General features: G+C 61.6%; 14 protein-coding genes. 5 read left to right on the forward strand and 9 right to left on the reverse strand.

The window, feature by feature from the left end:
• Positions 1-90: 90 nt before the first annotated feature.
• The 3 genes from AC0Z6F_RS01985 to AC0Z6F_RS01995 form a co-directional block, all read right to left on the reverse strand.
• On the reverse strand, positions 91-525 hold the full coding sequence (locus AC0Z6F_RS01985) for a BLUF domain-containing protein (RefSeq protein WP_006375649.1): 435 nt from the start codon (positions 523-525) through the stop codon (positions 91-93).
• Positions 526-1,709: 1,184 nt separating this feature from the next.
• Positions 1,710-2,087, reverse strand: a complete 378-nt coding sequence (locus AC0Z6F_RS01990) for a hypothetical protein (protein ID WP_006375651.1) — start codon at positions 2,085-2,087, stop codon at positions 1,710-1,712.
• 2 nt (positions 2,088-2,089) lie between these two features.
• Positions 2,090-2,608 (reverse strand): H-NS family nucleoid-associated regulatory protein, encoded by a 519-nt coding sequence (locus AC0Z6F_RS01995; RefSeq protein ID WP_032971149.1) that lies wholly within the window; start codon positions 2,606-2,608, stop codon positions 2,090-2,092.
• A gap of 222 nt (positions 2,609-2,830) precedes the next feature.
• On the opposite strand from AC0Z6F_RS01995, the gene AC0Z6F_RS02000 reads away from it, so the two are divergent.
• Complete coding sequence (locus AC0Z6F_RS02000) at positions 2,831-3,205, forward strand: HNH endonuclease (RefSeq protein WP_076739360.1); 375 nt, start codon at positions 2,831-2,833, stop codon at positions 3,203-3,205.
• Positions 3,206-3,481: 276 nt separating this feature from the next.
• On the opposite strand, the gene AC0Z6F_RS02005 is transcribed toward AC0Z6F_RS02000, so the two are convergent.
• Positions 3,482-4,096, reverse strand: coding sequence for a relaxase domain-containing protein (locus tag AC0Z6F_RS02005; protein ID WP_006375655.1), 615 nt, complete (start codon positions 4,094-4,096; stop codon positions 3,482-3,484).
• A gap of 10 nt (positions 4,097-4,106) precedes the next feature.
• On the reverse strand, positions 4,107-4,805 hold the full coding sequence (locus AC0Z6F_RS02010) for an ankyrin repeat domain-containing protein (RefSeq protein WP_158229329.1): 699 nt from the start codon (positions 4,803-4,805) through the stop codon (positions 4,107-4,109).
• A gap of 183 nt (positions 4,806-4,988) precedes the next feature.
• On the opposite strand from AC0Z6F_RS02010, the gene AC0Z6F_RS02015 reads away from it, so the two are divergent.
• A complete protein-coding gene (locus AC0Z6F_RS02015; protein WP_032971158.1) occupies positions 4,989-5,270 on the forward strand; it encodes an ankyrin repeat domain-containing protein in 282 nt (93 codons plus the stop codon).
• A 25-nt stretch (positions 5,271-5,295) separates the two neighbouring features.
• Complete coding sequence (locus AC0Z6F_RS02020) at positions 5,296-5,868, forward strand: hypothetical protein (protein WP_006375657.1); 573 nt, start codon at positions 5,296-5,298, stop codon at positions 5,866-5,868.
• Positions 5,869-5,874: 6 nt separating this feature from the next.
• Here the strand turns inward: AC0Z6F_RS02020 and AC0Z6F_RS02025 are convergent, their stop codons facing one another.
• From AC0Z6F_RS02025 to AC0Z6F_RS02040, 4 genes are all read right to left on the reverse strand, one after another.
• The gene (locus AC0Z6F_RS02025) at positions 5,875-8,787 is read right to left on the reverse strand and encodes a UvrD-helicase domain-containing protein (protein ID WP_049400616.1); all 2,913 of its coding nucleotides are present in this window, start codon (positions 8,785-8,787) and stop codon (positions 5,875-5,877) included.
• A gap of 64 nt (positions 8,788-8,851) precedes the next feature.
• Positions 8,852-9,442 carry a thermonuclease family protein gene (locus tag AC0Z6F_RS02030; protein WP_080103076.1) on the reverse strand — a complete coding sequence of 197 codons (591 nt, stop codon included), beginning with the start codon at positions 9,440-9,442 and terminating at the stop codon, positions 8,852-8,854.
• A 3-nt stretch (positions 9,443-9,445) separates the two neighbouring features.
• Positions 9,446-9,823: a hypothetical protein gene (locus AC0Z6F_RS02035; protein ID WP_032971159.1), complete on the reverse strand. Its 378-nt coding sequence runs from the start codon at positions 9,821-9,823 to the stop codon at positions 9,446-9,448.
• Between the two features lie 2 nt (positions 9,824-9,825).
• Positions 9,826-10,545: a hypothetical protein gene (locus AC0Z6F_RS02040; protein WP_049400617.1), complete on the reverse strand. Its 720-nt coding sequence runs from the start codon at positions 10,543-10,545 to the stop codon at positions 9,826-9,828.
• A gap of 229 nt (positions 10,546-10,774) precedes the next feature.
• On the opposite strand from AC0Z6F_RS02040, the gene AC0Z6F_RS02045 reads away from it, so the two are divergent.
• Both AC0Z6F_RS02045 and AC0Z6F_RS02050 read left to right on the forward strand, forming a co-directional pair.
• A complete protein-coding gene (locus AC0Z6F_RS02045; RefSeq protein WP_006375705.1) occupies positions 10,775-11,236 on the forward strand; it encodes a LexA family protein in 462 nt (153 codons plus the stop codon).
• A gap of 1 nt (position 11,237) precedes the next feature.
• The gene (locus AC0Z6F_RS02050; RefSeq protein ID WP_006375707.1) at positions 11,238-11,639 is read left to right on the forward strand and encodes a hypothetical protein; all 402 of its coding nucleotides are present in this window, start codon (positions 11,238-11,240) and stop codon (positions 11,637-11,639) included.
• Positions 11,640-11,678 lie beyond the last annotated feature (39 nt).

Genomic DNA, 11,678 nt, shown 5'->3' on the forward strand with positions numbered 1-11,678 from the left:
ATGCCCCTGTCGAATGCCTCAAATTCATGACTCCCCTGCTTCCACTGTGCAACGTGAATCGGGCGGCCTACAGAGGAAATCCGTTACCCATCACTGCGGAACGTCATCGAGACGATTGCCGACCAATGCGGCAAGCCGCTCCATCCCCGTTTCTGGGATGAATTTCCCTCCGAAGCGTTGGGAGAAATTCACCCAGTTCGACCTCATCAGTGCTTTGAGCTCGGCTTCTGAAATCCGCAGGAAGAGCAATGCATGCGCAGGGAACCGCAACTGCTGGATGGATCCCCGCGCCAGCTCAACGATTTCGGTATGCAGGGTGAAGGACTGGGTGTAAACGGAGCTCGCAGCCACCGCACTCGCTGTGCCTTCCAAATATGTTAAAAACCTGCTGCCGTCGAAGCATACAACTGCACGCGAGCCGCACTTGGCATTGAACTCTCGGCCTGCACGCATGACTTCGGGCAAGCGCTCCTCACCGATCTCTTCCACAGCCGCGCTTACGAACACCACCGCACACTTAGACATTACGGGCTACCTTTCACTCGGCACCAGTGCAAGCCGGCCAACGTGGATCAGCTGTGTACAAAACGCAGGCCAGCTTGAATTTCAGTTTTCAGTTGCGCTATTCCTGAACCTTTAAGAGTGCACCATGGCTAGCCCCGTCCCCGACTCAAGTTGGCTGCAAGAGCGATGACCTCGCTAGGGATCACGGCCCCGAGGTGCGCGAGAACCGCGGCTTGGACGACCTCTGTGTTGCAGAGGAAGAATATCCCGTCTCGCGGCCCAGCCGACGTCAGAGACCGGTTGACACTGATCACCGAAGCTGGCACATCGCTCACGAACACTTCGTGAAACTTCGACCCCGCAAAGCGCGCTTCGAGGGCTCTCCGACTTGCTTTCGTGTCCTGCCGTAGCGCCACACCGTATTTTCCAGACAATCCGATGCCACTGGCGGTAAATACGTAATGATCTTTAAACGAGGTCAACCACACCAGAATCGGTCCGCCCTCGGCGAGAACGCGTCTGTGAGCAAGCTTGCTACGTATCATCGGGCTGCTCGTTGTTGGCCTGATTGATCGATTCGCCCCTCTTGTGGCTCCGTGGGCGGCGCGAATTGCGAGCTACGAACGATGGACAGGATCAGTATCCGACAGCGGCAGAGGTGAGGGCAACGCCTGCGCGCCGCCCTTCATTTCGGCCGTCCGGGTAGATGGGCTCACCGCACCACAAACGGCCGATCTGTAAGCGAAACAAACCGAGCGGGCTGTGTAGGGCTTAAATCCTTTGGCGGCCCGCCAGGCTCAGCCGAAGCGCTCATTGCTCCGCCGATTCATCCCCCCCCGGTGCACGCGAGACAAACGCCATCCACGTGCGACCTGAAATAGCCGGTGTCGCCCGTCAACGAATAGCGGACTCCGGCCCAAATCGATGTCGCTGTGGGGCTGTGCCAAGCGCGAGTCCTCTGGCAGGCGTGGCGAAACGAACGTATCATTTCGCTCTCCTGCGGCGCAACCATTCCCGGCAGGACAGCGCCTTGAAGAGCGCGATTACAAGTTGGAGCAGCGCCAGACCAGTTGCGCAGGCCAAGATAACCATAGCAAGAGGCAAAAGTAGCTCCATGATGGGATCCTACAGGCCCGCGGGTTGGCAGCAAGTCAAGGCGCCCGGGCCATTGGCGCTCAGCAATCTCCTGTTCGCTTGGGGTGAGATCACCACAACCGCGTGACAGTGGCGTGAAAGTCGTGTGGCGATCGCAAGTAGCTGGCGCATAGCGAGCTGCCGTCCGAACGCAGGTTGGCTCCCGTGTGCGCCGCCATGACGGCAGCCCCCAACAGGTGCACCTGGGTGCGCCCGTTGTCCTGCCACCCTTTGGGCAGCGATTCAATGGCCGCCAAGGCTTCTTGCCCTGACAGGCATTGGATGCAGGTCAGGTAGGACCATTGAAGGCCCACTTCCTCGCGCAAGCGCCTGCCGGCGGCCTTCTCGTCCAATCGGCCCTCGGCACTGTCCAGCAGCACGTGGGCGGCCGCAATGGCTTTGCCTTGGGGCGAGAGCCGGCTCTTCTTCTTGGGGAACAGGCCGCGCATGATCAGGCCTTCTTGCTGGCCTTCTTGGCGACGGCATTCTTCGCAAGTTTCTTGACGGCCTTCTGGGCGGCCTTCTTCACCGGCTTGCCCGTCTTCTTGGCCACCCTGGCGGGAGCTTTCTTCACCGTCCCATCAGCCGACGGGAACTTCGCTCCGGGGTTGGCCTGAGCCCACGCCTTGCCCTCGGTGGACTTGGCCCACGCGGTGAAGACCTTGGGGGCCAAACCCCGACCGGCCCACGTCTCACCGGTTGGGAGGCGATACTTCGGCGCCACCTTGCCAAGCTTGCGGCCCTTTCGGGGTCCCGGGGCAGCCTTGGCGGCACGCGCCGGCTTGGCGTCGATCGTTTCCCCGATGAGCTTGGCCACCTGCCGCCGCTGGGCCGGACTGAGGACCTTCGCATACTTCTGCAGGACCGCCAGGGCTTTGGGCACCTCGCCGTCGCGCTTCTCCACCAGCTTCTTCTGGGCTTCGAGCTGTTTGATTTCGGCGTTAAGGGATTTCAGGGTAGTCAGGGCCAAAGGAGCACTCCGGTCGGGAATCCAACGGTTATAGCCCATCGCTCCGGGCATGGCCACCCGAATGGGCCCCATCTTGACACCCACCAGCCTGGGGCGCGATAACTCCCTTGCCGCGAGGGGAAATGCCCCCGGCGTATTGCCTGCTTAGCTCAAGGCAACAGGTCCCGATTCGATCGCACAAGCGACGACGGGATGGTTTTTCCTGTCTTTTGAGATCTAAGCATGCCCAACCTCCAACGGTTGAGAACCGAGGCTTTCCTCGCCCAGAAGGGCCGGTGCTGCTATTGCAGCGTGCCGATGTGGAACGCCTCTCCCGATGAACTAAAGCCGTTCGGCCTGCGCGCCAAAACGGCCACGCCGCTTCGCTGCACCGCCGAGCACCTGGTGGCCCAGCAAGAGGGCGGAAAGGACGTGGCCGGCAACATTGCTGCCGCCTGCTGGCTCTGCAACACACGCCGGCACAAACGCAAATCGCCGCCCTCCCCCGAGGCTTACCGCGCCTTCGTGCAGAATCGCCTGGCGAAGGGGAAGTGGCACCCGCCGAGCGTGGCCAAGTTGCGCCTCAGAACGTGTGGAACGCAACCACCCGACGGATGAGTTCCGCCACGCTCACATGCTGCCGCTGCGCCTCGTGGCGGGCGCGGTCGGCCAGGTCTCGGGAAGCCCGGATAGGCGGCAAGCGGTCGTCCCTGCGGCCGGCAACGGGAGAGCGCAGCAGCGGGGGGCGCGCAAGGTAGGCGGTGAGCCATTGGCGCACGGCTTCGCTCTCGCTCACCCCGGCTGCTCTAGCGCGTGCGGCCAATGCCTGGCGCAAGGTTGAAGAAAGGGACACTTTCGGCAGCACGGCCGTCAAGGGAGGCTTGGACGTCAGCGTCACAGCCTCTGCCTCAGTCGGCCCACGGGGGCTGGGCGGAAGAAGCGCTCCAATCGTTTGGTCTCCAGCAACGCTTCCATGAAGGCCCCCATGGCGTGGGTATAAGCGTCCTCGCTGGCCGCCAACCGCAAGCTCAGCGCAAGCCGTTCCCACTTTCCGTTCGGTGCGCATGCGATGGCGAACAACCAGTGGTGCGTCCAGTCATCCTCCAACCGATCGGATGCAACGAAGAGCACCCGGTGATCACGCTGGAACGGCAGGGACGACAGCGCCTGGTCAACCGCATGGCGGTGGGCAGCCTGTAGCCGTGCCCTCTCCTCGCCGTCGGTATCCAGCAGCGCGGCGAACCCTTTTGGCAGGCGCAACGAAACGCGGTAGCCCGCCGCCCGGGCGTGGTGGCCCTCGCCTTCCCACAACCGCGGCTGCCCATCGAAATCCTGGCCCATAGCGAAGCGCCGCATGGCCTCCTCGGTCACTGGCCCACCGGGCTTCAACTGGGTCAACCACGCACCACCCCAGCGCAACGCGGCCAAGGGCGCCTCCAGCAGTTCTGCGAAGGCGAACCCATCGGCGAACACGTCCTCCCGGCAGAGGCAGGTGAGTTGCAGGTTCATGGGATCACCCTCATAACCGTGCCCTACTATTCGGAACGGCTTTCGTTGCGCCAGGGAGAGTCGCATCCAAACGCAGGGCCTCTTGTTCCGTTTCCCATCTCCATAGGCGATCGCGTATTTGCGGACGTTGCTGTTCGAGCCACGCATCGGGACGTGGCTCTGCATTGACAAACTGCAACCAAGCCTTCGAACGCGGATTGGCCCCTGCCTGCAACAACAGGTCGAGCAGCTCCACGTTGCCCGCCAGATAGGCGAAATAGATTGGTGACCGCCTTATCTCGCCACAGTCGTAATCCGCGTCCGGATCTGCGCCAGCTTCGAGCAGCACGCGACAAACCTCGAGCCACCTTCGCCCATTTTCTTCCCATGGACTGTCCTGCATAACAGCAAAAATAAGTGGCGTTTTTCCATCTTTTCGCTCCCGAGCGTTCACATCAGCGCCATCTGCAATCAACTGCTCAAGCTCCCTCAGCTGGAACCCTCCTTCGCGCTCGAATAGCTGAAAGATGGGTGGCATCCGGCGATGTCTCCTCCATTTACCCATGCGTTTCTCAATGACATAGCGGGGGATCAGGATTGGAGACAGCAGCGTCAATACAAGGAACTCCACGCGAACCTTCCAGATCGGCTCTTGAAATAGATTTGGTGGGTCACGCAAATTCTTTAACCATCCCCGCACACCCTTTTTGATACTTGCCACGAAATTCATGTCAGCCCCCATGGAATACATTTGTATCCCTTCAGATCCATGCAAGCAGAAAGGGACATTCTGTCCAGAGGGCTTTACTGACTAAAGCGAAAAAATGCTGGGGTTGCACGACAGTTTGCCAAACTGTCACCCTCCCCTTGCGCGTTTCCGCTACAGCGGAAAATCAGTGGGTCAGGAGGACGCATGGCCAACACCGACTTACTCGCTGCAATTCGACAGCGCAACCCCGCCCAGGTGGACCTGGCGATCGGGCGCGGGGCCCAACCCAACGCGCACGACGCCCGTGGCTACTCGCCGTTCCACGTCGCCCTGCTGACCGCTGACGCACCAACGGTTCGGGCGTTGCTGGACAGCGGAGCTGATCGGTTGGTGAGCACGAAGTTGGCCCAGGCCCGGAACATGGGCGCCAAGACCTTGGTCGCGTATCGTCACGTGCAAGCGCGGCCGCGGGAGGCTGCGTGGTAGCAGGAAGCTGGACTAAGATGAGTCCATGCCCGTATCACCCGACAAAGCCTATCGGCTATTGAAAGCCTTCGGAATGCTTGAGTTCCAGCTTAAGCAGACTAGCGAATTCTTTCAGACCAAGACCCCAAAACCGCCCATCTGGAAGGTGTTCAAGATCGGCTCATTCGAGATCGATGTGCGTCTCAGCGCCTTGCCAGCACCTGCCCCCGTTCCCGTGGTAGACGTGGACTGGAACAAGGTGGATCGAGCGGTGGCGCGCTTGGGGCAAGCATTCGTCGCACTCGTTCCCCTTCCCACTCAGAGAAAGCTGCTTGCTCCACCACGCAATCGGCCGAAAAGGGAGCGCATTGAGTTTGACCAGACGGGCCGACCACGGGCGACCTACCAGCCCGTCAACCTGCCCCATAACGACGCCGAAGCCTTGGTCGTTGCGATGCGACGCGTTAGAAACAACCTTTTCCATGGCGGCAAGGAAGACCCGCTGGAGGAGACGTATTTCGGAGAAGACAACGATTGGGCGGTGGCCGCCGCAGATGTTGCGGATGCTCTGTTGGATCTTCTCGACCGCCAGTTGCTCCGACCCGTTCAAGCGCCCTGACCCACTTCAGTCTTCCTTGGTCGGTGGGCAACGTGGGAACCTGCTACAGGAGTGGAACACCTCCTTGGTCGCACGATTGACGCGCTCCACCAGCACGCCCTGACCACACACCGGGCAGGCTTCCGCAGGCTCCCCTTCCGTCCTTACGATTTCCACGCCGTGATCTGCCTGGAGCTCCACCAGGAACTGGGAAGGTTGGTGCTGGGTGGTGTAAACCACTACCGAACGCTTCGCACGGGTGAGGGCCACGTAGAACAGTCGTCGCTCTTCGCCGAACTCGAACATCTCCGGCTCGGGCATGGCCAGTTGGAGAATGGGATCGTCCTGGACCTGGCTGGGGAAGCCCAGGGTGTCTTGCACCACGTTGAGCAATGCCACGAAATCGGCTTCCAGCCCCTTGGCCCGGTGGATGGTTAGGAACCGGAGGTCGATCTTGTCCCCGAACCGCTGACGCCACGCTTCCAGCTCCTTGGGTTTGTCGTTTCTGTAGCGCCCCAGAACGAGCATGGAGCGCAGCGGCTTCCCGTCGGTAGGCTCCGGCAGTTTGTCGTAGAGAGACTGGATGTTGGACTTCAAACGTCCGGGGATGTCTTCCACAGTTGGCAGCGCAACCACGCTCACCCGGGGGCCCTTCAATGGGTTTCTGGTGAAGACCTTCTTGACCAACTGCATCGGGTTCCTGGACACGAACTCCGACGTGAGATCGCACAACGACTGCGGGCACCGAAACGTCTGGGAAAGGTGTCGGATGGCGGCATGGGGGTGGGACATCTGGAACCCCGACATGATCGCCAAGTCGGCGCCGGCGAACCGATAGATGCTCTGCCAGTCATCGCCTACTGCCGTGAACTGCGCACCGCTGGCGTCAACGATCGCCTGGAGCAGCCTCATTCGTGCGCGGGAAGTGTCCTGGAACTCGTCGGCCAAGACCATTTTGACGCCGCAGGGAAAACGGCCAGCAACGATGTGGTCGGCGGACTGGTTGAGCATGTCGTCGAAGTCCACCAGCCCCTCCGCGGCCAAACGGTCTTCCCAGCGCAGGGCAACGGCCTCGTAGAGGTCGAGGAACAACTCCATGCGCGGCACGAAGGCGCCCGGCAATGTGCCGATGCGTTCACGGGCCTGCTCGACCGTCTGCCGCGAGCCCTTCATGTGCTGCTGGAACACGCGCATGACTTTCGCGATGGCTTGTGGCGACACCGGGTCATTGTCCGGAGGGACGCGGTCAGGATCGAACACCAGGTCGATGCCCCTGGACTTGAACAGGTCCTTGAGCGCGGCCAGGGCGGCCCCGGTGCGCAGACCATGGGCGGTGGTTTCGAACAGCCGGGTGCCCTGGTCGCGGTGGAGTTGCCGCTTCCAATGCACGCCCTCCAGGTAATCCTTGAAGGCTGGAGGCGCCTCGCCCTTGGCGTTGAGCGCGAAGTGTTCGTGGAAGACGTCGATGTCGGGGTAGTAGAAGTCGGGGCGGTATTGCCGCTTGGTGGCCGTGCGGGTGTCGTGGGGATACGGTTCTTCGTAGCGGTAGTTCACGCCGTGGAGGAACAACCAGTCCGCGATCAGGCGCTCCGATTTGCTCTTGACGATCTCCCCGCGCAGCGTGCGAAAGCCACGCTTTCGCTGGCTCTCCGGGTCGTAGTCCTCCGGCTCTTCTCGCGCGTCCCACCGCCCCACGTCCTTGAAGTAGAGCAATCGGAAGAGATCCCACTGCGCCGCGAACGTCGGATTCTCGGCACAAAGTTCATCGACCAAGTGGCCGATGAAAGCCTCGTCCTTGCCATTGCTCAACCAAGGCGCCGGGGTGGGCATTTTCCCCGTCGCCGCGCCGATGACTTCCAGTCCGAACGCATGGAAGGTCTTGGCAGCGATGCGATCAGCCCCATCGAGGTGGCCCAACCGCTTGGCGATGCGCTGACGCAACTCCTCTGCCGCGTCGGCGTTGAACGCCAACAGCAGGATGTCTTCCGGCGCGCACAATCCCTGTTCCAGCGCGTAGCCAGCCTTGGCCACGATGGTGGAGGACTTGCCCGAGCCCGCGGCGGCCACGACCAGCAGCTCGTCGTCCATGCAGACCACTGCCTTGGCCTGCTCCTCGGTCAGGGGGTTGGACTCCACCCGCTCGAAGAACGAGCGTTTGGCCTCCATCTGGTGCGCCTCAAAAGCGGCGTTGTGCGCCGCTACTGAGGCTTCAAGCCATGCTTCCGCGGACGGCTGATATTCGGGCGGGGCAACATCTCGCCATGCGCGAGCCGGCCACTGGGGAACCATGCTCCCCTTCAACATCGCTGCCGCCGTTCGACGGCCGATCCAGCCTCGGCTCTCCAACTGATTTCTCAACGCGCTTGACCAGCGCTGGAGCGCCCTATCGAAGACTTGGCGATTGTGCCGCTCTACCGTTTGGTCCACGTAGGACGATGGCGTGATTCCCAGCAAGGGAAAGCTTGAGTTGAATCGCTCCCTCGCTGGACTCAACTGGGGGTGGTTGAACAGCGCCCCCCATGTCGGGAGTCCAGCAATGATGGGGGAAGGAATGCTGTCCCTAACCTTCTCTACGGTGGCCGGCTCAATAAAGCCATCCGTCTCCAGGCGCCGATTAAGTCCGCGCTGCCATTCGTTGAGTGCCTTCTGTCCCCTTAGGGCGTGCGCGGCGATGCTCTCTGGAACATGCTGGTCGAGAAAGCGTTTTAGCTCCTCCGCTTGGTCCGGCTTTAAGCCGCCGAGCAGTTGATCTCTTCGCTCCCCTGAAATGACGAACTTACACTCCCCCGTGGCGGGAAATGCATTCTTCCGGCGGTAGGCGAACGCCTGTAAGAGAACAAGTGACCCCTTGAAAGGGACGTGCCCGCGGGCAGAGAGGGTAAATGTTTCTCCATCCGACGAGAACAACCAGTCGTCCCCCTTGAACAGGGCACTTCGCAATCGCGATGGCTTCCATGTCGGCATGCTTACCCTTACTAGCTGAATTCACCCATGAAGCGGGCACTCAGCGGCGCTGCTTCCGCCACTCCCAAGGCGGAACAAAGTCATCTCGCCACATTCCTGCCCGCGTGGCCTCTGCATGTTGCTCGGCCGCCACGTAATCCGCGGAATATTGCCTGTAGGCCAACGCCCACCCGTTGCTCACCAACCATGCCTGCAAGTCGTCATTACCGACGAAACAACGGGCCAAGACCCGTTGGTATCGATCCGCGCCCTTTGGATGACAGGTCACTGGACGACCTGCAATCCAATCGCTAAGGGCCATGGCCGCTTCTTGGCCACAGGCCCAATCTTGCGATTCCGACCCACACCGTTGGTTGGCCTCGGGAGCATCAACGCCTTCCAAGCGGATCCGCGTGCCATGAATTTCCAACGTGTCAGCGTCAATAACCGAGCTGCGGCCCACCAGGATATTGGCTGCTGCCGGCAGAGAAGCGGGAGGCGCTGTATCCGATATTTCCGCGACCTCCGGAGGCGCCCGCCACCACTGCGATGCTTTCTTTAGGCCGGTAAGGGTGGCCGCAGCAAGAATCGCCACGGCAATCACTTGGACGAACCGTTTGGCATTGGAGTGAACAACGACCTTGCGGGTCATGGTTCAGCGCGAGAAGAGCACGAAAAAGACGACTGCAATGACGACCAATCCCACGATCCAGACGGTGTTGTTGTTCTTCGTCACCTTGATCCGCGTTTCACCGCTGGCGGTCTTGTAAGAATTTTCCATCGTGAAATCCGAGCCGATAGCATTCAAATCCTTGGCAGTTTGGACATCTCGTTGCATTTCCACGGACGACGCGTTGAATCGGCGCACCGCATCGGCATCAGACTTATCCAGATCCAACTGCTCCTGCCCGGCCTTTAAGGCCAGCTCCTTGCGCTGCTCGGGTGTCAGCTGGTTGATCAAGTCCTGGCGGAATCGCCCACTCTCGGTGCTCAATCCCGTGCCGCTCTGCTTTTTCGTCAAATCGTTGCTCATTGTCATCCCAACCAATTCGTGAACTTCTTCCACATCGACACTTTCGGAATGGCGATGTGCACCTGGATGCTTCCCTGGGGCAATTCGATGGCGTGGGTCACCGCCGTCTGGTATTCGCCGAGCTGGGCGATGATCGCGTCCAGCCGCTGAAACTCCACTTTCAGATAGGCCAGCCGGCTCAACGATTCTTCGCGAATGGCCTCGGACATCAACGCCTCGGCTGCGGCAACGTCCCCGTTGGCCAACCATGAAACCCGGCCTTTCAAGCGATCGGAAAGGCTGGCGGTTTCCCCGTGCGCGACCACCTCTTCGATCGCGGGTCGCAAATCCTCCCTCCACCGCTCCTGGGTGGTGCGAACATGACGGGTCATGGGCCGGAAGTTCGCATTCCGAAGCTTCTTGACCAGATCGTAGCGCACCGAATACGGCAGCCGCGGTGGAAGCAGGTTGAGCAACCGCTCGGCCACCTCGCCGCTCATTCGGACCGCTCCCGATTGCCAGTTCGGGTAGGTCTTTCGGGCGTAAGCACCGGCCGACCCGCCGTAGTGGCTGGCGTATGCCTGGAACAACAATTCGAGCGAATAAGGATCCAGCGCCAGGAACAGGCGCTCCACATCCCGGTCGATGCCACCGAACGCCGTGGTCAGCTCCCTGCGCTGGGAGACGACATAGTTGCCGTAGCTGCTGTAGTGCCGCCTCCCGCGGCCCTTACGCCTTGCCATAGATTCCCCGATTTACCCCGCCGAAGGAGCATACCCGAGGCGGTCCAGTCCTGCGCGTGGAACCGCCCGCGACCGGCGCCACATCGGTTTCACGCCTTGCCCCACCCTCGCAGTGACAAGGGGTTGGGCCCGTTCAGCGAAATACTAAATGACGAGGGTCTGGAGGCGGAGCTAGCCTGTCTCCCCGGTGCGTCTCACCGGGTGATTCTGACTTGTAGAGACTTCCGCCATGCTCGACACCACGCTTCCGCCCGGTTACCTGGGCCCCGCCAACCTCCACGCGACTCCCCTGCCGCTGCTCCTGCTGCCGGTGCGGGCCACGTGTGGCTTCCCCTCGCCTGCTGAAGACTTCTACGGCTCGCAGGACGTGCTGGACATCAACCAGCGGGTCGTTCGAAACCCGGTGGCCACGTTCTACGTTGAAGCGGACACGGGCACGTCTATGGTCGAGTTCGGGATCTTCCCGGGCGACACCCTGGTGGTGGATCGCTCCCTGACCGCCCGCCATGGGGACATCGTCATGGTGTGTTGGGAAGGCGGCTTCACGGTCAAGCAATTGCGGCTGCGCGCCGGGCGCTACGAGCTCCATTCGGGCAATCCTGCCAACGCCCCCATCGTCGTCCCGGAGGACGTGGAGCTCGACGTGTGGGGCGTGGTGACCTGGTCTTTCCGCAAGCAATGGAGGCGCTGACATGGACGATGCAAGCCGCTGGAGCCAGCTCAAACCGATGGAAGGGCCCCGCTGGCCGATCCGGTGTGGCCATGCCTTCACCGCCGACGATCTGGCGCGCCTGCGCGAGGGCCTCTGGCCGCGCGACATGGACGACCGGTGGGCGGTGTGGCTGGACGGGGAAACGCTGCGCTGCTGGCGCTCCTGGACCGGCACCTGCATCTACGAAAGTCAGGTGACCCTGGCCGAGGACGGCACCGGCGTGGCGGTTGTCGTGGACGTGCTCGACGACGGGGACACCTACCGGCGGGCCGCCACCGATGAGGGCGAACTGGAACGGTTCGAGGGGGTGCTCTCCCAGGTGCGGCGCCGCGAAAACGACGGCGACGCACTGGCTGGGGTGTCGATCGTCCAAGAGGCGTGATGCGCCATTGGCACTCCATGGATCAGAGGGAACGTTGAC

Source organism: Stenotrophomonas sp. 1L-E-5-B-C3 (assembly GCF_057292075.1).

Coding starts and splice junctions, on each gene's coding strand:
- AC0Z6F_RS01985 (WP_006375649.1), bottom strand. CDS start 525: ATGTCTAAGTGTGCGGTGGTGTTCGTAAGCGCGGCTGTGGAAGAGATC.
- AC0Z6F_RS01990 (WP_006375651.1), bottom strand. CDS start 2,087: ATGCGCGGCCTGTTCCCCAAGAAGAAGAGCCGGCTCTCGCCCCAAGGC.
- AC0Z6F_RS02000 (WP_076739360.1), top strand. CDS start 2,831: ATGCCCAACCTCCAACGGTTGAGAACCGAGGCTTTCCTCGCCCAGAAG.
- AC0Z6F_RS02005 (WP_006375655.1), bottom strand. CDS start 4,096: ATGAACCTGCAACTCACCTGCCTCTGCCGGGAGGACGTGTTCGCCGAT.
- AC0Z6F_RS02010 (WP_158229329.1), bottom strand. CDS start 4,805: ATGAATTTCGTGGCAAGTATCAAAAAGGGTGTGCGGGGATGGTTAAAG.
- AC0Z6F_RS02015 (WP_032971158.1), top strand. CDS start 4,989: ATGGCCAACACCGACTTACTCGCTGCAATTCGACAGCGCAACCCCGCC.
- AC0Z6F_RS02020 (WP_006375657.1), top strand. CDS start 5,296: ATGCCCGTATCACCCGACAAAGCCTATCGGCTATTGAAAGCCTTCGGA.
- AC0Z6F_RS02030 (WP_080103076.1), bottom strand. CDS start 9,442: ATGACCCGCAAGGTCGTTGTTCACTCCAATGCCAAACGGTTCGTCCAA.
- AC0Z6F_RS02035 (WP_032971159.1), bottom strand. CDS start 9,823: ATGAGCAACGATTTGACGAAAAAGCAGAGCGGCACGGGATTGAGCACC.
- AC0Z6F_RS02040 (WP_049400617.1), bottom strand. CDS start 10,545: ATGGCAAGGCGTAAGGGCCGCGGGAGGCGGCACTACAGCAGCTACGGC.
- AC0Z6F_RS02045 (WP_006375705.1), top strand. CDS start 10,775: ATGCTCGACACCACGCTTCCGCCCGGTTACCTGGGCCCCGCCAACCTC.
- AC0Z6F_RS02050 (WP_006375707.1), top strand. CDS start 11,238: ATGGACGATGCAAGCCGCTGGAGCCAGCTCAAACCGATGGAAGGGCCC.